Source organism: Streptococcus australis (assembly GCF_015553625.1).
GTDB lineage: Bacteria > Bacillota > Bacilli > Lactobacillales > Streptococcaceae > Streptococcus > Streptococcus australis_B.
In genome coordinates this window covers 65,411-86,572 of record NZ_JADNGY010000006.1, presented here as the reverse complement: position 1 = coordinate 86,572, position 21,162 = coordinate 65,411, and the positions used below count along the sequence as shown (strand labels likewise).

Below are 21,162 nucleotides of genomic sequence, written 5' to 3'. Positions count from 1 at the left end.
TCGGTACATCATTCTTACACCCTTATTATACTCCTCCTTGAAGCCTCCTTCAAGCAAACAAAAAACAAGGAACGAATTCCTTGTTTTTTGGATTATTCTTCTTCGTCGTAAGACTCTTCTTCGTCTTCTTCGTCACTTAACTCAACTTCTTCATCCAACTCGTCTGGTGAGATTTCATTGATTTCAGCGTCATAGGCTTCCACTTCATCCTTCTCATCTTCTGGATTTTCATCATCGTAAGTAAGCGCTGGGTCTGCTTCGTAGACATCTTCGTCTTCTGGATCATCCGCATTGTAATCGATCGCGTCTTCGTCTCCATCCATAAAGGCATTGACGCGTTTTTTCTTACGTTTCTTAGGCTCTTCGTATTCATCTGTTTCTTCAAGAGCGATGATTTCTTCATCTACCTCATCGATCGCATACCATGAGCGAAGTCCCCATTTGTTGTCTCCTAGTGGGATAAAGCTTCCGTCCACATTTAATTCTGTATAGAACAATGGAAGAGCTTCACGAATTTCACTGTTTGATTTTTCGAGGTAGTTTTGAATTTCATTGACCAGGTCATTGAAATACATTTCATGATCACGGCCACGTGATTCTAAGATCGCACGGGCTACTTCAATCATTGAAAGTTCACTTTTTTCTTGTCCAGCAAATACTTCTAATTCCAAGGTAGATCTCCTTCATTTTTATCTCAAGGCAACACTCTTTTTCATTAAAAAAGAGGATACCCCTAGAATACATCATTTATCGTTACACTCTATTGTACGATAATTTTCCCCTTTCGTCAAAGGAAAATTCCGTGCCAATAAGAAGAGAAAAGCTGGGACACATGGCCTCAGCTTTTCTTCTTATGACTTGTTTCCATCAAGATGGAAAATCGTCTTTTTTATTTTACTTTTGCAGTGCTTGTGATCACTTCAACAGCTTTCTTCACAGCAATGTCGTGTTTCAACATTTCTGGTGAAAGCAAGCTACGAACTTGTTCAACTGGCATGTTGTAGTCTGCTGCCAATTGTTCGATTTCTGCAGTTACTTCTTCGTCAGTTGCTTCGAAGCCTTCTGCTTTAGCAACTGCTTCTACGACAAGGTTTGTCTTAGTACGTGCTGCTGCATCTGCTTCATATTGTTTGTGAAGATCTTCTTGAGTTGTACCAGTGATTTGGAAGTACATATCTGGAGAGATTCCTTGACGTTGCATGTTTCCAAGGAATTCGTTAACGGCACGGTGTACTTCTTCGTGGATCATTTCTTCTGGAAGGTCAACGATTTCTGCATTTTCTACTGCAAGGTCAATCGCTGCTGACTCAACTGCATCTTTGTATGCTTCTTCTTTCGCTTCAGCCAACTCTTTGCGGTATTTTTCTTTCAATTCAGCAAGAGTTTCAACTTCTTCGTCGATGTCTTTTGCCAATTCATCGTCAAGAGCTGGTACTTCTTTTGCTTTTACTTCGTGGATCGTTGTCACGAATTTTGCTTCTTTACCTGCAAGGTCAGTTGCTTGGTAGTTTTCTGGGAAAGTTACGATGACATCAACTGTTTCACCAGCTGAGTGTCCAACCAATTGGTCTTCGAAACCTGGGATGAATTGGCCTGAACCAAGTCCAAGTGAGAAGTTATCTCCTTTTCCTCCGTCAAACTCAACACCGTCAACAGAACCTACAAAGTCGATCACAACGGTATCACCTTCAGCTGCTGGTCCTTCTTTGATCACCAATTCAGCCAAGTTGTTGCGTTCGCGTTCGATACGTGCATCTACATCTTCGTCTGTTACTTCTTTAGAAACTTCTACAGATACTTCAAGGTCTTTGTAAGCACCCAATTTCACTTCTGGTTTTGTAACAACATTTGCTGTCAAAGTCCAATCTTGACCTTTTTCCATTGATACAACGTCAAAAGTTGGTTGAGCAACAACTTCAAGACCTGCTTCTTTTACTGCTGCTTCATAAGCTGCTGGAAGAAGATCGTTCAAAGCATCTTGATAAAGTGATTCTTCACCAAAACGTTGGTTGAAGATTGGACGTGGAAGGTGACCTTTACGGAATCCTGGTACGTTCAAGTTTTTCTTAACAGATTCAAACACGCGATCTAAAGCTGGTTTAATTTGTTCTTGACTAATGGTGAAAGTCAATACACCGCGGTTTGTTTCTTTGTTTTCAAATGATACAGACATTCTGTCTCTCCTTAAAATAATATAGTCATTCCTAATAATTTTACCATAAAACTTCGAAAATGCAAGTTTTTGGGCATCCTGGTTTTGTGGAAACTGCTTCTTTTTTAGCAATTTTATAGTGGTTTCTGCAGACCAATAGATTTCAAATCCCTTTCCTCTCTCAAAATTGGTCCCGAAACAAAAAAACTAGTCCATGTCTTGAACTAGTTTCCTTCTTATTAAGATTTTCGAAGCGGATCTTCTTGGTAAGAAGCACGCGCCCCTCCGATTAACTTCGGACGACTGGCTAGAGCCGTCACATGAGCGCCCCCCAGTTCTTTCAAGACAGGACGAACAGGTACTTGCACATGCTTGACATGCATCCCGATAGAGGTATCTCCAATATCTAAGCCTGCCTGAGCTGTGATAAATTCAACTTCGACTGGGTCTTTCATATAACTGAAAGCTGCCAACTGACCGGCCCCTCCCGCATGGAGGCTCGGTAGTACATTAACGATTTCTAAGTCTTTCTTTTCAGCTAGTTCACGTTCGACCACCAGAGCTCGGTTAAGGTGTTCACATCCTTGAACCGCTAAATAAATCCCTTTGGGAGTTAGGGTATCTAGGATGGTTTTCACAATGGCTTGCCCAATCTCTAAACTTGAGTTCTTACCGATACTTGCTCCAGCGACCTCGCTGGTTGACAGGCCTAACACAAGGATTTGCCCCTGACGCAGATGAGCCTTGGATAAAAGATCCAGCAAGATCTCCTGGGTTTCTCTTTTTAATTGCTCCAACTCCATCTTCTAATTTCCCTTCTTTGGTAAGAAATGATAAAGAGCATATCCCAAAGCCATACCAACGAAGTTTTGAACCAGATTATGAGGAACCTCTTCAATAGCCGCTACCCAAGTGTTTCCTAAAAAGAGCGCTGAAGCTAGTGCATAGCCACCTACCATGATGACAGTAGCAAGTAACAGACCAATGTAACGAGCTTTTCCTTTAAAGCCAGCAAAGTAGCCTTGAGCTCCGTGGAAAAGAAGACTAAAGAACATCCATTGAGGATAACCAGAGATGAGGTCCAAGAGAAAGGCACCAAGACCACCAACCACTGCTCCTTCTTTGCGCCCCAAATAAAAGGCGGTAAAGTATACACCTAGATCCAGCAAGGTCACCATCCCGGTTGGAGTTGGCAGTTTGGTATAATAGCCCAGCACTACCGTCAAGGCAGATAAAATGGCTAGGTGCGCGATTACTTGGGTACGTTTATTGGTCATATTGAACTACTCCGTATTGATCTGATTTTTGAATGGCTTGGTAGACGAAAGCTTTTGAAGCCTCGACAGCTTCTAAAGGTCCCTTCCCTTGGACTAACTGGCTTGCAATGCTAGATGCAAAGGTACAACCAGCTCCTGTATTATTTTTTTCTAGGACGGCTTCTTCGAAGACCGTAAAGTCCTTTCCGTCATAAAAGACATCGATGGCTTTTTCTTTGTTCAGACGATTGCCCCCTTTGACCACGACATTGGCTGCTCCCAATTCATGGAGTTTACGAGCAGCCTCCTTCATATCATCGAGCGATTGAATTTTGCTTTGGGTCAAGATCTCAGCCTCTGGTAAGTTTGGTGTGATGATGGTCACAGAAGGGAAGAATCTGATTAATTCATCTCGAAGGGCTGATACTTCCACATCATGGGTTTCCTTGCAGACCAAGACAGGGTCTAAGACGACAGGGATATCCGCATGGTCCTTGACGTAGTCCAAGGTCAGATCTGCTACTTCAACATTTGGCAAGAGGCCGAGCTTAATAGCAGAAAAAGGAACATCCTTGAGAGAGTTGAGCTGTTGGGCAAAGGTCGTCGGATCCACCGGAATGACTTCAAAACCATGCTCGGTCATGGCTGTCAAACAAGTCACCGCTACAAAACCATGCTGTTTGTTGGTTGTATAGGTCGCAAGGTCCGCATGAAGGCCTCCCCCGCTAAAAATATCATTTCCTGAAATAGCTAGAATCAATTCATTACTCATAACGGATCTCCTTTAAGTATAAGCCATTTGGCGCTGCTGTAGGACCGGCTAGATTGCGGTCCTTTTTTTCTAAAATCAAGTCAATTTGCTCAACCGGCATTCGTCCATTGCCAATCTTTAGCAAGGTCCCCACCATATTGCGGATCTGTTTGTAGAGAAAGCCATTGCCCGAAAAAATAAAGAGAAGGCGATGATTTGCCGCATCCTCGATCAAGCGAGCCTCTGTAATCGTTCGAACCTTGTCTTCAACACTGGTTCCCGAAGCTGTGAAGCCAGTGAAATCGTGGGTCCCCTCCAATTTTTGGATGGCTTCTTGCATCTTGGCCACATCCAAGGGGTAAGGATAGGGAGTTGCATAGTGGCGCATCATGGGATTCTTGGGGCGGCCATAATCCACGATGAATTCGTAGGTCTTGCTATGCTTCTGGTAGCGCGAATGGAAGTCATCAGGTACTTGCTCCACCCGGATAAAGTCAATATCCTCTGGAGTTTGGGTATCGAGGGCAAAGCGGAGCTTTTCCTCATCCCGCGACTGGGGGAGATCAAAATGGATGACCTGTCCAAGGGCATGGACACCTGCATCCGTTCGGCCAGCCCCGTGAATGGTCACTGCCTGTCCATGGTTCAAACGCATCAAGGTCTTCTCGATTTCTTCTTGCACACTACGCGCATGCGGTTGTCGTTGGAAACCCGCAAATAGAGTTCCATCGTAAGAAATAGTTGCTTTGTATCGTGTCATGTTTTTATTTTATCAAGTTCATCCAAGCGGAACAAGGCAGAAAAGCGACAACTGTCCGGGTACAGTTTTTAGGACAAAAAAAGAACCAAGTCTTTCCTTTTCCATCTCTGGAAAACTAGAAAAACTTAGTTCAATCGGGGGGCTGATTAGTCTTCTTCCCGTCCTTTGAGACTCATACCTGTCGCTCCTAAGATGGCTCCAAGTAAGGCTAAACCTAAGATAGACTCTTGGCCAGTTTCAGGAAGCTGTTGGCTAGAAGGTGCTTGATCTTGCACCGCTGCTGGCTTAGTCTCTTCTACTGGTTTTTGTTTTGAAGCGACTGGAGCTGGTTGAGGGTTCACAAGTGGCTTCACTTCAGGGGCTACTGGTCTAACTTGATGATGACCTCCTTGATCGACTTGAGGTAGGTCTGCTTGAGGACTCGGACTATCCTGTGAACCTGGAGTCGGAGTGACCACTTCTGCCTCCTTGGTTCCCACTTCCACAATCTCAGAAACGGCTTCTTTCGAAACTTCTGTTCCTACTACTTGGCGACTCTGATCAAGGGCAGATACTTCAACAAATTCACGATGTTGGCCTTTGGCACCAGTCTGAATCACTTTCCGTTCGCCCTTAGCTAAGTCTGGATTCGTCCGTTCAACAACTTCAAAGTCCACTTCTTTTTCAACGATTTCCAAGCTTGGTTTGTCTTCTACCAAGGCTCTGACATCATTTTCTGCTTGGCTTCCCACTTGGGTGATTGGTTTCAACTGGCTGAGAGCTTGAGTTAATTGTTCAACCTGTTCTACCACTTTTTCTTGGTGGGCACGACTAATCGTCCAGTTCAATGTATCCAAAACTTTCGCAAGAGCTGAACGTGATTCCTCTGTATAGATGGAAAGATCTGTTGGAACAATGGCAAGGGCTGCACGAAGGGCCGTATAGTCAGCTTTGAAATAGTCCTTATTGTGGTTGGCAAAGGCAGTCATAAGTTCAAAGATTTCTTCTTCCTTGTACTCAGCGCTTGGTCTATCTGCCCAGATAGCTACCATACTACCAACAGTAGGAAGATCAACCTCAGGATATTTAGTTGAAGCTAGCTGGTTGAATGGAGTTTTTTCAGTATTTTCGATAGCTTTCTTGAGGAAGCCACCACCATCTTCAGGTTTTTGACCGAGGATATAGTACCAATCTCCGTTAGTGTTAAGGAACTTATACCCCTTGCTTGCTAGATATTGAGGAGATGCGAGGTTATAGCCCCACCATCCTTTAGACCAGTAAGAAATTAAGACATCCTTGTCAAAGGCAACATCATCTTCGTCTCCATAGTAGAAACCATCGTTAAAGGCCATTGGTTGCAAGCCTTTTTCGCGGGCCATGGCTGCGAGACTGTTGGCATAGTCCGCAAATTTACCATAGAGCTCATACCATTTGAGGTAGTACCAACCTTGGGCATTGGTAGCATCATTGGCGTATTCGTCTGTTCCGTAGTTAAAGATCTTAGACTTACCTTTAAAATAGTCCATGTACTTGCCAATTAGGGCCTTAGTAAAGTTGACTGCTTCTTCGTTGGTCAGGTCCATAGTTGTCTTAGAAACCGTATCAAAGGTCGCTTGTGGATGTTCGATACCTAGTTTTTGCATGGCTACCAAGATGGCATCCATGTGACCTGGACTATTGACTGCTGGGATTAAGCCAATGCCTTTAGAAGTCGCGTAAGCTAGCAATTCATCCATTTCTGCTTGGGTCAAGGCTTGCCCATTTGGATCGTCATAATAGGCCTTGGTTCCTTCAAGGAGAGCAGCCTTCACATCGTCGCTAGCATAGGTTTTGCCATTTGCCTCCAGGGTCATATCATCGAGGACAAAGCGCATGCCATCATTTCCGACAAGGAGGTGCAAATCAGAATACCCCAACTCACTCGCCTTATCAACAATCCGTTTCAACTGATCTAGCGAGAAGTATTTGCGCCCTGCGTCAATGGAAATCACTTTGCTCTTAGTTAGTTTTTCAGCAGCTTCCTTATCCGCCAACTCTTTGGCATAGCTTTCGGTATAAACCAAGGACTCTTGAGCGGCTTTGAGAGAAGCAATCAGCTCTTTAGCTTCTGCTCTAGTCGTGTCTGCTCCTACCCCTTCCAAAGCTTTTTTAGCTTCTGTAAAGGCTACTAGAGACTCTGGTGTATAGTGATCCAAATCAGTTGGAGCTTCTGCAAGAGCTTTTTCAACCACTTCAGGATCTGCTACAAAGTAGTCCGCGTTCTTGTCCGCAAAAGCGTGCATGAGCTTAAAGAGAAGGTCTTTTTTGTAGGTTGCGGATGGCGTATCTGCCCAGGCAGCTACCATTCCACCGATAAAGGGAACCTTAGCCCCATCATTTTTCTGAACGGAATCGATCGCTGATTTAGAAATTCCTTCGAGACCTTGATCAAGATTGTACCAACCTGATCCAGCCTTGTCACGACCGAGGACATAGTACCAAGCATCATTGGTATTAAGAATTTGATGGCCTAGTTCAGACAAGAGCTTGGATGAAGCAACATCATAGCCATTCCAACCACCCGTCCAGTAGGATACAATGATATCCTTATCAAAAGTGCCATAGGAAGTATCGCCATTGTAGTAGATACCATCGTTGAAGGCCATTGGCTTCATCTTGTGTTTTTTCACAATAGCCGCTAGATCATTGGCATATTGGATAAATTTTTCGTATCCTTTGTCTGGATAGCCTTCATCTGGCCAATGCTTGCTGGCTTGAAGGACTTGCCAGCCATGGGCATCTGTTGCATCATTGGCATATTCGTCCAGACCAATGTTAAAGATTTCTGCCTTGCCACTGAAATAAGCTGCATACTTGTCCACCAAGGCTTTGGTGAAATCTAGGGCTTTTTGGTTGTCTAAATCAACAGTCCGTTCTGATTTTTTCGTACCAAAGTAATTGAAGTGAGGGTTTTCGATCCCCAATTGCTCCATAGCTGTCAGAATGGCATCCATATGCCCTGGGCTATTAAGTGTTGGAATGACGCCTATATTCTTGGATTTGGCATAAGCCAAAATGTCATCCATTTGAGCCTGAGTCAAGGCTGTTCCATTTGGATCGTCATAATAAGCTTTGGTGCCTTTTTCGACTGCTTCCTTCACTGCCTGGCTAGAGTAGGACGTATTTCCTACTTGCAAGGACATATCATCAAGAACAAAGCGCAAACCATCATTTCCAACTAAGAGATGCAAATCGGTATAGCCCGTCTTACTAGCTTCATCAATGATTTCCTTGATTTGATCAGGTGAGAAGTATTTGCGACCGGCATCGATAGAGATGACCTTTTTCTTGGCTAATTTTTCTTCTTGCTCTGGATCTTTAGCTGGTGTTTCAGCCACTGCGGTTACCGGTTGAGCTGCCACATCAGCTTCTGTGACAGAGATCGCATCTTCGCGAATCAAGCGATTAAGATCGGATGCGCGCAGTTCTCGATCAGGTAGGGTCGGTTGACTTTGATCAACGATCGGAGCAGGAATGATTGGTTTTTCTACAGCCGGCTGACTAGCTTCCTCAGTAGTAGAGGGAGGCAAGTCTCCTTCACTTGGCTGCGTCGGAAGAGCCGTTGCAGGACTTTCTGTAACGCTCGGCGTATCTGCTGCCACGACTTGACCGCTGGCAAAAAAGCCAACCAATACCGAAGCAACTCCTACAGCATACTTGCGAATAGCATAACGTGGTTGATGTGATTTCATCAGGACCTCCTAAAATTTGTTGTGTGTAAACGCTTACTTTCAGTCTATCTAGAAAGTAGGTCCTCGTCAAGCCTTCTTTGCAAGGTTCTTTAATTAAGAGAAGAAGCTATAAAATTTTATCCCTATATTTCATTAAACTAGAGGACACAAGAAAAAGAGCTTGGCTGTTAAAACCAAACTCTTTATTTTTATTCTCAAAAAACAACCGCTCTGAGTGCCTGATTTTTATTTCTTGGCGCAGTGGTTGAATGCTCAAAACACTGTTTTGAGGTGGCGGATAGGGATTGCGAAGCAAGGCCCTTCCTAAGCAACTGGACGGGGGTACTAAAAAGGTCCGGTGGACCTTTTTTGCCCGAGCCTTAAATCCAAAAAAGTGAGGAAGAAATCAAACTCTTCGAGTTACTGATTTCTGTCTCTCGGCGCAGTGGTTGATTGGAACTACTCCTACCTGCGGTACTCGTACTTCCTAATCAACTGTGCGGGGGCAAAACTACGAAATCAAACTCTTCGAGTTACTGATTTCTGTTTTGCTCCCTATATTGCCCAATCTCCGTTGCGGAATACTGGGACGCGGGTGCCGTCTTCTCGGATGCCGTCGATATCCATTTGACTTGAGCCGATCATGAAGTCGACGTGGACGTCTGAGCGGTTAAGTCCTGCTGCTTCGAGTTCTTCTTCTGTAAACTCTGCACCACCTTCTACACTAGTTGCATAGGCTGCCCCGATGGCCAAGTGGTTAGAGGCATTTTCGTCAAAGAGAGTGTTAAAGAAAGTAATGCCTGATTGGGAAATCGGACTTGGGTCTGGTACGAGGGCACATTCACCCAAGGCACGCGCTCCCTTGTTTTTGAAGACCAAATCTTTCATGACTTGATCGCCTTTTTCAGCTGTAATATCTACAATTTCTCCATTTTCAAAGGTCACTTTGATCCCTTCGATGATATTCCCATTGTAGCTAAGCGGTTTTGTAGAAGTGACATAACCTTCTGCGCGACGGAAGTCAGGAGCTGTGAAGACCTCTTCTGTCGGCATATTTGGCAAGAAGCCTTCGCCTTGGGCATTAATAGCTCCGGCTGATTCCCAAACGTGGTTTTTCGGTAAACCAAGGGTCAAATCTGTTCCAGGCGCTGTGTAATGAAGGGCTGAGAATTGCTCTTTGTTAAGTGTATATGCCTTGCTCTTGAGAATAGCAGCATGCTCTTCCCAAGCCTTAACCGGATCTTCTTCGTAAACTCGACAAGTCTTGAAGATTTGATCCCACAGGAGATCCACTGCTTCTTCGTCGCTAGCCGCATTTGGGAAGACTTTTTTCGCCCATTCTACCCCTGCTGCAGCAGCAACTGTCCAGCTGACCTTATTAGACTGAGTGGCGATGCGCATGGGTTTCATGGCCATGCCCAAAGCCTTAGCAGAGGCAGAAAGCTTCTCTGCATCGACACCATTTAAAGCACCTGGGTCAGACGAGCGAACACCCAAGCGACTCGCCTTGTGGTCCAAGAGGTAGTTCATCTCTGCAATCTTGTAGTCAGGTACATTGTCCAAGCGATCCATCGGGGCATGGAGGAATTTTTCCCGATTAGTGAAGTCATCCGCCCATTGGACAATGACTTCGTGCGCCCCCAAGGCATAGGCTTCCTTCACAATCAAGTGGGCTAATTCTCTTTGTTCCACATCGATGTTCAAAGCCAAGGTATGGCCAGGCTGCACGTTAACTCCGTTCGCAACCAACAATTTAGCATATTTTTCTAAGTTTTCTTTAAAATTTGGTAAAACCATTTTTCAATCCTTTTCTATATTAATCCTTTAAGAGTGACAAGAGATTTGCTACCACGACAGTGGAGCAGACCAAGCCAGTGACTTTTAAAATTGTATCGGTATCTAGCTCTAATTGATAGCTAAATGTTTTTTGAGCAGGTTTGTCTTCTGCAAAAATTTTTACTCTCATCGTTCCATTCCTTTCTTAGTCATCCTCCTCACCTAGATAGAGGCGTCTTGCCTCTGGGCGTTGGTAAGAATATCGATATAGGTTTCATAATCATCGGGCAGGGGCTTTCCCAAAGAGATATCTAGCTCTGGATTCACATTTTTCCCATGGAGAAAGCAGAGATAAAGACGTTCATTGAGCGTCGGAAAGACTTCGATGGACATGAGCTCAGCCTGACCTACCCGCTCCCAATCTTTCTCTTGGATATCTGGTAAGATATAGGCTTGGAAGAGTCCCATTAGAGGATTATCCTCTGGTAGGCCACTTTCCTTATCCGCCTGAACTAAGGAAAGCCGTTGGCCAAAACCAGCTACTTGGCGCTCCCGTCCCTTCACCGAAACCGTAATCGGATGCCCTCCCATATGGCTGTAAATCCATTCTTTAGGTAGCCGATAATCTAACAGAGGCTCAAGATCTTTGACAATCGTTACAGGACTATAGCGTAGAAACTGACGAGTGACTGCTTTACAAAAGAGAATATTCTCCTCTTTCAAGGTCACTCCCTTCCAACTATTTTCCTCCTTAAAATGGTTAAAAAATACCAGATAGGGCTCTCGGACCATTTGCGCTAAGACATAGACGCCATTCCGTAGGCGAATGGAAATGACTTTCCCTGACTTCCAGGGTGTTGCTCTTTTTTTCTTTTCTATCATTAGCCAACCTCAAAACGAGCGAGGATCCTTGAATCCATCAAAACAAATCACTATGACTTCCTGTCCTCAGCAAGTTTAAAATCAATTCATCCTTGTCCACTTTATACACCAAAAGCCAATCCGGCTGGATATGACACTCACGAACACCTTGAAAATGCTTGGAGTTGGTCAGTTGATGGTCACGATATCTGACAGGAAGTTCTTTTTCTTGAATCAGAAAATGCAAGACTTCTTCTAACAAATCTGCTTTCAATCCACGCCTCATTGCCAACTTAAAATCTTTTTTAAACTGTTTATGATAGCGAATCTTAAGCACGCAAGTCCTCCATCAAGTCTGAGACAGATTCAAAAGACCGACTCATATTCCGATTTTGATCTACATCCGTTACTACTTGAAGCAATTTCCGATTATCGTCTATTCTAACATCAAAAGGTAAGCCCTGATATTGAATAGCCTGACGGAGAAAAATGTTGATGGCTGTTGTCATATCCATCCCTAAATGATTAAAAACCTGTTGAGCCTGTTCCTTAACCTCACTATCCAAACGAATACTCATACTCGTCTTAGACATATTCTCACCTTCTTTCTATTGATTATTATAACAAAAAAATAAGGCTAATGTAAACTCATTGGATATACAATGGATAGCTGTTAGCTAAAATATAGTAAAGAAATAAAATTAATGTCCCAAATATGGGAGATCTCAGCCTGAGTTTTAGTTTTAGAATATAATGTTGCTATCATAGATTAAGAGGTGAAAAATATGAACCAGATTATGAAACAATATAAATTACTATATTTCTTGATTATTTTATTAAGTTTGACAAGTGCTCTTTTAATGACATTCTTCTCTCTTCAATTAGGAAGAATACTTGATAGTATAACTAATTCAAATAGTGGATTACTCTTTCATATCACTATTTGTGTAAGTTTAATTTTACTGTGGTTCTTTATCTCTTGTTCTTATTCCTATCTTAAAAATCAATATGTAAAAAAAGTTATTATAGATCTAAAAAAGGGTCTCTTATTACATTATTTATCGCGTGAATTTAACCAAATTGACAACCGTAACCATTCAGATTTCTTAAATAATATCACCAAAAATAGTGACCTTATTCAAGAAAATTTATTGATTCCTAGAATCTCTCTAATTGCAAATTTAGGGACCCTTATCATGAGTGTTGTTGCCATTATCTATATAGAATGGCGATTAGCATTAGTCTTTCTTTTATTGTCGAGTATAACGATTTTTCTATCTCAAATTCCTGGAAAGTTAATGACTAAAGCAACTAATAATTATTCCCTACAAAATAGTCACTATTTGTCAAAAATGACAAACTTTATTAATGGTTTTGAACAAATTAAGTTATTAAATATTCAAAGCTGGACCCAAGAAAAAATTCAGGGAATCAGTTTAGAATTTGAAGAGTCCAGAAAGACATATCAATTCTTAAAAGACTTAGCTTCAACTACTGGAATTTTACTAAGTTTTGGCTCTCAACTATCCTGTATGGTCGCTGGTATCTTTTTTGTAAGAAATAACTTACTGACTATTGGACTACTAGTAGCAAGTATTCAATTATTAAACGGTGTTTTTGCTCCATTACAATCTATTCTTTACAATAAAAATTTAATCAGCAGTAGCAAGTCCATTATTGATAATATCCAAGAAAATCTATATGAGACAAATCATGGAACTTTCCATAAAACAAGTACAATTGATTGTGATAACATTTCGACTATTTCTATTAGCCAATTATATTATGAAATTGAAAATAGAATATTATTTGATCATTTTTCCTATGAATTTAAAAAAGGCAAGCGCTATGCGATTATCGGTGCTTCAGGAACTGGGAAAACAACTTTAGTAAAATTAATACTAAATTATTATCCAAAAAATCTTTATGATGGAGAAATAAAAATCAACGGAAAACAGAATATTGATATGCCCTCAGAGGAGTTATATAAAGATATTGCGTTTGTGCAAAAAAATGACTTTCTAATTGAAGGCAATATTCTAGAGAATATCAAATTGGCTAGAAACCTTCATTTAACTGAAAAATTAAGAAAATCCTTAGGTTTTAATGAAGACTTCCTTCGTAAAAACCTAGCTCAATCAAACAAAATCATTTCAGAAGGAGAAAAGCAACGAATTGATTTAGCTAGGTTTTTAGTCAAAACATATTCAGTTTATATATTTGACGAACCTACAAGTAACCTTGATCCAATAAAAGCAAAAGAAATAATGGACTACATTCTATCCATTAAAGATGCAATTGTTATTGTCATTACTCATGATCAAAATCCAGAAATATTGGAAGAGTTTGATCACGTTATTACCTTATAGATAAATGGCCTAGTCTACTAAATGAATGATGTGTTTCTCAAAGTATTGTTTGTAATTTTTGTAGATTGTTTTATTGAAGAGTTCGAAAATTTTTAAAGCTTCTTTGATTTTTAAAAGTGATTTTTGATTATGATAGAATTTCAGTTCCAAATATCCATCTAAATATAGCAAAATAGTTTGTTCAAAAAAATCTGTGGAATCCGCTAATATATTCTTCGTAGCCTGTTTTAAAAATAAAGATTCCTCATATAAGTCGTTCTCAATCATTATAATCAAAGAATTGAGAAGTAGTTGAATGAGAGATTGTCTATTTCTAGGTATAGGACTATACAACTTCCCTTTTTTGAGCGCCTCTTTGGCATATCTAAATAATAAATCTGGAGATAGAACACGACAGCAATTTCCAAGGATGAGCGTTTCGTAATAACCCCAGTTTTCAACGGAAAATAAATAGTTTGTAAGATAAGAGGCGTCTTGACGACTCAATTGATGATTCTTATCCATTCCCGAAACAATACTTTCGATGAAAATAGCATTTAATTTATGGTAATGAGAATTTGTCTCATGAAAAAGTTCTATTTCTTTCTCTACCATATCTAGTAATGCTTGAGCATCTTCATTATATGTGGCCTGTTTAACAGAAGCTATTAAGGTATTAAAATCCGAAGGTTGATAATGATTACAGATAAGCAGAAATTCTTCTAGTGTTACTCCTATTCTTTCAAGAAGATACAATAACTTAAAGACAGAAATCTCTGTTTCTCCTAATTCAAATCTAGATATTTGAGATTTTGAAATTTCAGCACCTGCTAATGAAGAAATAGAAATCCCCTTTTCTTCTCTTATTTTCCTATAAGTTTCACCTAAAATCATACTTATCTCCATTCCATATCGAAAAGTTATTAAGGTATAGCAAACACTACTTCCATTAAGCTTACTCTTGTTTGAGAGTATCATTATTAGTAATTTATAGCAATCATTTTTGATAATTTCAATATATAACTTCCTAAAGTTTTAGTCTTTGTATAAAAACTTACTTATATTCTATCATATCTAAAAACCAGTAGAAATGAAAATCATAAAAATTCATCTCTACTGGTTTTACTGTTAAGTCTTAATTAGATGAAACTTAGTCGGCTTATTTGAACAAGTTGACTTTAAATTAAAACAAATCATCAAAGAGACTGAGCTGGTTGTCTTCTGGCATATTGCCAAGGATTCCCATCTCGTCCATCTTTTCCACTAAGGTTGAGGAGACACCGCCACGTTTGCGCAACTCTGTTTTAGAGAGGAATTCTCCTTCTTTGCGAGCTCGCACAATCTGCTTGGCTACGTTTTCTCCCAATCCATCCATGGCGACAAATGGTGGAATAAGGGTATCTCCATCGATGATGAATTCCGTCGCATCACTACGATAGAGATCTAGCTTGCCAAACTTGAAACCTCGCTCCCACATCTCATTGACAATTTCAAGCGTCGTGTAAAGGTCAATTTCTACGTTGGAAGCTTCGTTGTTCTTGCGTTTTTCAGCAATCTCCTTCATCCGCGCTTTCACGGCTTCTAGTCCTGCGCCCATGGTCTTGATATCAAAGGCCTTGGCACGGATTGAGAAGTAAGCACAGTAATAGTAGAGAGGATGATGAACCTTAAAGTAAGCCACCCGCAAGGCCATCATAACGTAGGCTGCCGCATGGGCTTTGGGGAACATGTACTTGATTTTCCCACAAGATTCGATGTACCATTCAGGTACATTGTTAGCCTTCATGGCCTCGATATAGCCATTGCGCTCTTCTTCAGGAATCTTGAGCCACATGCCTTTCCGCACCCGCTCCATGATGGTAAAGGCCATTTTTGGATCTAGGCCAGCGTGCATGAGGTAAACCATGATGTCATCTCGACATCCGATAACGGTTGATAGGTCAGCAATACCCGCCTTGATCAAGTCTTGGGCATTTCCCAACCATACGTCGGTACCGTGAGACAGACCAGAAAGCTGAAGCAACTCGGCAAAGGTGGTCGGATGAGTCTCATCGACCATGCCCCGAACAAAGTTGGTCCCAAACTCTGGGATCCCCAGCATACCAGTCGAGGTACCGATTTGCTCCGGTGCGACTCCTAAGATATCGGTTCCTGAGAAGAGGGCCATGACACCTGGATCATCCATAGGAATATCGTTTGGATCAATGCCTGATAAGTCCTGGAGCTTGCGAATCATAGTCGGATCATCATGTCCCAGGACATCGAGTTTAAGTACGTTCTCGTCGATATCGTGGAAGTTAAAGTGAGTGGTCTGCCATTCGGCTGTCACATCATCTGCTGGGTACTGCACAGGGGTGAAGTCATAGACATCCATATAGTTAGGGATAACAACGATTCCCCCTGGGTGCTGACCGGTCGTCCGTTTAACCCCAGCTGCTCCCTGGGCTAGCCGTTCCACCTCTGCATCCCGGTAATACTTGCCGTAGTCCCGCTCATAGCCTTTAACAAACCCATAGGCGGTCTTGGCTGCAACTGTACCTACTGTTCCTGCCCGGAAGGCATATTCTTCTCCAAAAATATCACGGACATCCAAGTGGGCACTCGGCTGATCTTCCCCTGAGAAGTTCAAATCGATATCGGGTACCTTGTCCCCATCAAAACCAAGAAAGGTCTCGAAAGGAATGTCTTGGCCGTTTTTGCTGAGTTGGTGACCACAGTTTGGACAGTCCTTATTGGGCATATCAAATCCTGAACCATAAGAACCATCCGTGATAAACTCACTGTATTTACACTCCCCGCAGACATAGTGAGGAGAGAGCGGATTAACCTCGGTAATCCCGATCATGGTCGCAACGAAACTGGAGCCGACAGATCCCCGGGAACCAACCAAGTAGCCCCGTTCATTGGAACGGTGCACCAAGAGTTGGGAAGCCAGATAGATCACGGCGAAGCCATTCCCCAGGATAGAGGTTAATTCTTTTTCAATCCGTAAATCAACAATATCAGGTAGCGGATTGCCATAGATTTCAAAGGCCTTCTGATAGGTCAATTCGGCAACCGTTTCTTCGGCCTTGTCGATAAATGGGGTATAGAGGTCCCCCTTAACCACTTCGACAGGTTCAAAGATTTCTGCCAGAGCATTGGTGTTTTCAATGACCAGTTTTCGTGCTAAGTCTTCCCCTAGAAAAGCAAATTCATCCAGCATTTCATTGGTTGTACGGAAATGGGCTTTTGGTAGGGGTGCAGGTTGGGCGTTTTCTCCATGACCGATGGTCCGGTTAATCATGGCCCCTTGCCCAAGACTGCGGACAATGATTTCTCGATAAATCTCATCCTCGGGCTCAAGGTAGTGGACATTTCCTGTCGCGAGGACTGGCTTGCCAAGGCGATCTCCCACCTCAATCAAGCTCTTGATGATAGTCTGGAGCTCGTCCATGTCTTTGACCTGCTCTTTAGCAATGAGGGGCGCATAGATGGCTGGAGGCATGACCTCAATAAAGTCATAATACTTGGCCACTTCCACTGCCGCATCAACTCCTTGAGAGACGACCGCGTCAAAGACTTCTCCTTCAGAACAAGCCGTTCCCAGGATTAAACCTTCCCGGTGGGCATCTAAAACTGTTCGCGGAATCCGAGGAACTCCCTCAAAATATTGGGTATTGGAAAGGGAGACCAATTTGAACATGTTTTTCAAGCCCGTCTGGTTCTTGACATAGATGGTTGCGTGTTTGACCCGAGCCTTTTTGTAGGAATCCGGACTAATCAAATCCAAATTCAGCTTGGCAAGATTAGTCACGCCATGCTTTTCTGCTACATCCTTGATAAAGATAAAGAGCAAGCGACCCGTCGCTTCTGCATCATAGTTGGCCATGTGGTGGTGTTCCAAGGCAACCCCAAACCGCTTGGTCAAGGGGCCCAAACCATGACGCTTGTACTCTGGATAAAGGTTCCGAGCAAACTCTAACGTATCAATTACTGGCTGGGTGATTTTGGGAAGGCCATGACGCTCATAGTTGGCATTCATGAAGCCCACGTCAAAAGTGGCATTGTGGGCAACCAAAACCGCATCCTTGCAGAATTCCTGGAACTCCTCCAAGACCTGTTTCAAAGGTTTGGCATTGCGAACATGGTCATCGGTAATGCCTGTCAGATCCGTTGTAAAGGCGGAAATGGGGTGCCCTGGATTGATAAACTCATCAAATTCAGCAATGATATTGCCCTTGTGCATTTTAGACGCGGCAACCTGAATCAGATCATTGTAAATTGCTGAGAGTCCTGTCGTTTCCACGTCAAAAACCACATAGGTCGCTTCATGAAGGTCTAGATCGACTTCATTGTAGGTAATCGGTACACGGTCTTCAACGATATTGGCTTCCATCCCATAGATGAGTTGGATACCAGCTTTTTTAGCTGCCTTGTAACCATGAGGGAAGGACTGCACATTGCCATGATCGGTAATAGCAACTGCCTTGTGGCCCCATTTGGCTGCTTTTGCGACCAACTCCTCTACCTCAGGTAGGGCATCCATGGTCGACATATTGGTATGGGCATGGAACTCGACTCGACGCTCGCCTTCTGGCATCAGATCCTTACGCTCATAATGGACAACCTCTTGAACATCTTGAACATTCATGGTCAAATCTCGTGTAAAGTTATTGACCTCAATGTTCCCGCGAACTCGTAACCAAGAGTTTTTCTTGATCATATCAAACTTCTGAGCTTCTTCTTCATTTTTAGCCCATTTCTGGAGCGAAAAACTAGAGGTATAGTCGGTCATCTTGAAATTGATCAAAACCCGACCTGTCCGAGTCACCTTTTGCTCGACATCAAAGACTACCCCTTCAAAAACGATGCGGTTCTCTTCTGTCGTGATATCAATCATAGGAGTGATTTCTGCCTTATCCAGCTTGGGCTTGGCCGCAGCCTTTTTGGCTTTGAAATCAAAGGCTGGTTTTTCCTCCGCTGGTGGAGGAGCCATTTGAGACAAGGACTCCATAGCCCGCAAAGTTTCTTCGTTGGCTGCTTGGAAGATTTGATCCTTCTCAGCTTCGAAGGCCTGTTGGAGTTCTTCTGTCAACTGGTCATCAGCTTCTACCCGACACTGAAAATGAGGAAAACCAAACTTGGTCAATTGACTAGCAAGATTTGGCAGATGGTTTTTCCGGTGATGCTCCGTATCCACAGATGAAGGGCCACTAATGATCAGCTCTTCTCCCTGTGCACGAACCTGCAAGTGTTGATACATGCTCTTAAAGCCCTGGCTCGCACAGGGACCATCTTCAAAAGCTTCCTGGTAATAGGCTTGCAAGAGGTCCTCACTAAAAGTTGGATTCTTTACCTGAATCTCAAACACCGCTCGATTGCCTGTCTTTGAAAACTCCTCAGCCAAGCGGTTTTTGAGCTCCCGAAAAATCGTGATGGGAAGAATTTCGGCAAAAACAAAACGAAATTCCCAAACACGACTGAGCTTATGGACGATGACCTCTTGGATTTCAGCCCCTTCAAAAGCGCCTGATTCACGCATTTCCAAAGGCATCCCTAACTGATTCATTAAGATTTCAAAGCTAGTTGACATGATTTCTCCCTGACGAATTACTAGCCTTTATTTTATCATATTTCGCCTAACTTTTCGACTGTCAGAAGGTCCTTTCGTCTAGCTGGCTCAGCTTACAAAAAAGAAGGCTAGGGTGTTGAGCATCCTAGCCTTCTACTATTGCTTATTTATTTAAAATTGAAAGGGTTTCAAGCAGGTTGTCTGCATGCACTTCAATCGTGTCTCCTGAAGCTTTGATTTTCACTTCTACGATACCGTCAGCTGCTTTCTTCCCAACAGTGATGCGGATTGGCAAACCAATCAAGTCACTATCGCTAAATTTAACACCTGCACGTTCGTTACGGTCATCCACCAAGACTTCGTAGCCAGCCTTGACCAATTGGTCTTCGATCTTGCTAGTCAACTCAAGAGAAGCTTCATCTTTGACATTCACTGGAATCAAATGCACATCAAACGGCGCCAATTCTTTAGGGAAGTTGATGCCCCAAGCGTAACGGTATTCACCTTTTGGTGTCTTGTTAACGAAGAGGCGAGCGTGTTGTTCCATGACTGCTGAAAGGAGACGACTCACACCGATACCATAGCAGCCCATGATGATTGGCACAGCACGGCCATTTTCATCCAAGACATCTGCACCCATACTTGCTGAGTAGCGAGTACCGAGTTTGAAGATGTGACCAATCTCGATCCCACGCGCAAAGTTGAGAACACCTTGTCCATCTGGAGAGATTTCACCCTCACGCACTTCACGGATATCCACATATTCGGCAGTAAAGTCGCGACCTGGATTCACACCCGTCAAGTGGTAACCATTTTGGTTAGCACCCACAACAGCATTGCGGCTATCTTGCACTTTGCGATCTGCAATAATTTTGACAGTTTCTGGAAGATTGACTGGACCAAGAGAACCAAAGTCAGCTCCCAACAATTCTTTCACTTCTGCCTCAGTTGCAGGTTCCAAGAAGTCAGCTCCAAGGTGGTTTTTCAACTTGACTTCATTGAGTTGGTCGTTGCCAACCAATAGAGCTACAACTGGCTCTTGGTCTGCAATATAAACCAAGGTCTTGATTGTTTGGTCTTCAGAGATATTCAAGAAGGCAGCTACTTCATCAATTGATTTGACACCTGGTGTTTCTACACGAGCCACTTCTTCTTCCGTCACAACACGGTTGCTTGGTTTGTAGGCGTTTGTCGCCATTTCCAAGTTAGCTGCATAGCTTGACTCACTTGAGTAGGCAATCGTATCTTCACCAGAAACCATCCATTTCAGTAATTCTGCCTTAATTTCTTCTTGCACTTCTGCAGGAATCTCGTCAAATGATGCGACTGACTTGTCTAAGACCACCCAACGGTCAAGGTCTGTTCGTGAAGGAGTGATGGCCATAAACTCTTGGCTATCCTTACCACCCATGGCTCCACCGTCACCGATGATGGCTTTGAAGTCCAAACCACTGCGAGTGAAGATACGCTCATAGGCTGCCTTGTACTCATCATAGGTCACATCCAAGCTATCGTAGTTAGCGTGGAAGCTGTAACCATCTTTCATGATGAACTCACGAGTACGAAGAAGTCCATTACGAGGACGTTTTTCATCACGGTACTTAGGCTGGATTTGGTAGAGATTCAGTGGCAACTGCTTGTAAGACTTAACAGAATCACGGACAATAGCTGTGAAAGTTTCTTCGTGAGTTGGCCCCAAGATAAAATCTGACTTCTCACGATTTTTCAATTTGTACAAGTCTTCCCCGTAAGTTTCATAACGGCCAGATTCGCGCCAAAGGTCAGCGCTGAGAAGGGCCGGGGCCAACATCTCAACGGCACCAATCTTATCAAATTCCTGACGCATGATCTTCTTAGCTTTTTCGATTACACGGTTGGCAAGTGGTAGGTAAGAGTAGACACCTGCTGATACTTGACGAACATAACCAGCACGGAGCATCAAAGCGTGGCTGATGACCTGGGCATCACTTGGCATTTCGCGAAGTGTTGGAATAAGCATTTTACTTTGTTTCATT

16 protein-coding genes are annotated in these 21,162 nt (G+C 42.9%); 1 reads left to right on the top strand and 15 read right to left on the bottom strand.

All coding sequences use genetic code 11. The features are described 5' to 3' along the window. Positions 1-92: 92 nt before the first annotated feature. The 12 genes from rpoE to I2D56_RS06530 all read right to left on the bottom strand — a co-directional run bounded on the left by rpoE (position 93) and on the right by I2D56_RS06530 (position 11,838). Positions 93-671 carry a DNA-directed RNA polymerase subunit delta gene (gene rpoE / locus I2D56_RS06585; RefSeq protein ID WP_195348228.1) on the bottom strand — a complete coding sequence of 193 codons (579 nt, stop codon included), beginning with the start codon at positions 669-671 and terminating at the stop codon, positions 93-95. 218 nt (positions 672-889) lie between these two features. Further along, positions 890-2,173, bottom strand: a complete 1,284-nt coding sequence (gene tig, locus I2D56_RS06580) for a trigger factor (RefSeq protein WP_048691525.1) — start codon at positions 2,171-2,173, stop codon at positions 890-892. A gap of 218 nt (positions 2,174-2,391) precedes the next feature. Then, the gene (locus I2D56_RS06575; protein WP_023022168.1) at positions 2,392-2,955 is read right to left on the bottom strand and encodes a TIGR01440 family protein; all 564 of its coding nucleotides are present in this window, start codon (positions 2,953-2,955) and stop codon (positions 2,392-2,394) included. A gap of 3 nt (positions 2,956-2,958) precedes the next feature. Next, positions 2,959-3,429 (bottom strand): ECF transporter S component, encoded by a 471-nt coding sequence (locus tag I2D56_RS06570; protein WP_117744908.1) that lies wholly within the window; start codon positions 3,427-3,429, stop codon positions 2,959-2,961. After that, positions 3,419-4,180, bottom strand: coding sequence for a bifunctional hydroxymethylpyrimidine kinase/phosphomethylpyrimidine kinase (locus I2D56_RS06565; protein ID WP_195348227.1), 762 nt, complete (start codon positions 4,178-4,180; stop codon positions 3,419-3,421). Before I2D56_RS06565 ends, I2D56_RS06570 begins: the two co-directional genes overlap by 11 nt. After that, positions 4,173-4,919, bottom strand: a complete 747-nt coding sequence (truA, locus tag I2D56_RS06560; protein WP_195348226.1) for a tRNA pseudouridine(38-40) synthase TruA — start codon at positions 4,917-4,919, stop codon at positions 4,173-4,175. The genes I2D56_RS06565 and truA overlap by 8 nt, the downstream gene beginning before the upstream one ends. A 146-nt stretch (positions 4,920-5,065) precedes the next feature. Further along, complete coding sequence (locus I2D56_RS06555; RefSeq protein ID WP_195348225.1) at positions 5,066-8,629, bottom strand: family 20 glycosylhydrolase; 3,564 nt, start codon at positions 8,627-8,629, stop codon at positions 5,066-5,068. 534 nt (positions 8,630-9,163) lie between these two features. After that, entirely contained in the window at positions 9,164-10,405 is a 1,242-nt protein-coding gene (locus I2D56_RS06550; RefSeq protein ID WP_195348224.1) for an aminopeptidase, read from the bottom strand. Positions 10,406-10,424: 19 nt separating this feature from the next. After that, the gene (locus tag I2D56_RS06545) at positions 10,425-10,574 is read right to left on the bottom strand and encodes a hypothetical protein (protein WP_023022162.1); all 150 of its coding nucleotides are present in this window, start codon (positions 10,572-10,574) and stop codon (positions 10,425-10,427) included. Positions 10,575-10,606: 32 nt separating this feature from the next. After that, positions 10,607-11,266, bottom strand: coding sequence for a hypothetical protein (locus I2D56_RS06540; protein ID WP_224781596.1), 660 nt, complete (start codon positions 11,264-11,266; stop codon positions 10,607-10,609). A 37-nt stretch (positions 11,267-11,303) separates the two neighbouring features. Beyond that, positions 11,304-11,582 (bottom strand): type II toxin-antitoxin system YafQ family toxin, encoded by a 279-nt coding sequence (locus I2D56_RS06535; protein ID WP_023022161.1) that lies wholly within the window; start codon positions 11,580-11,582, stop codon positions 11,304-11,306. After that, a complete protein-coding gene (locus tag I2D56_RS06530) occupies positions 11,575-11,838 on the bottom strand; it encodes a type II toxin-antitoxin system RelB/DinJ family antitoxin (protein WP_023022160.1) in 264 nt (87 codons plus the stop codon). The genes I2D56_RS06535 and I2D56_RS06530 overlap by 8 nt, the downstream gene beginning before the upstream one ends. Positions 11,839-12,030: 192 nt before the next feature. Between I2D56_RS06530 and I2D56_RS06525 the strand changes: the two genes are divergently transcribed. After that, positions 12,031-13,614: an ATP-binding cassette domain-containing protein gene (locus I2D56_RS06525; RefSeq protein WP_023022159.1), complete on the top strand. Its 1,584-nt coding sequence runs from the start codon at positions 12,031-12,033 to the stop codon at positions 13,612-13,614. A 9-nt stretch (positions 13,615-13,623) separates the two neighbouring features. Here the strand turns inward: I2D56_RS06525 and I2D56_RS06520 are convergent, their stop codons facing one another. From I2D56_RS06520 to I2D56_RS06510, 3 genes are all read right to left on the bottom strand, one after another. After that, on the bottom strand, positions 13,624-14,487 hold the full coding sequence (locus tag I2D56_RS06520; RefSeq protein ID WP_023022158.1) for a helix-turn-helix domain-containing protein: 864 nt from the start codon (positions 14,485-14,487) through the stop codon (positions 13,624-13,626). 289 nt (positions 14,488-14,776) lie between these two features. After that, on the bottom strand, positions 14,777-19,168 hold the full coding sequence (locus tag I2D56_RS06515; protein ID WP_195348223.1) for a PolC-type DNA polymerase III: 4,392 nt from the start codon (positions 19,166-19,168) through the stop codon (positions 14,777-14,779). A 142-nt stretch (positions 19,169-19,310) separates the two neighbouring features. Beyond that, on the bottom strand, positions 19,311-21,161 hold the full coding sequence (locus tag I2D56_RS06510) for a proline--tRNA ligase (protein ID WP_023027646.1): 1,851 nt from the start codon (positions 21,159-21,161) through the stop codon (positions 19,311-19,313). Between the last annotated feature and the right edge of the window lies 1 nt (position 21,162).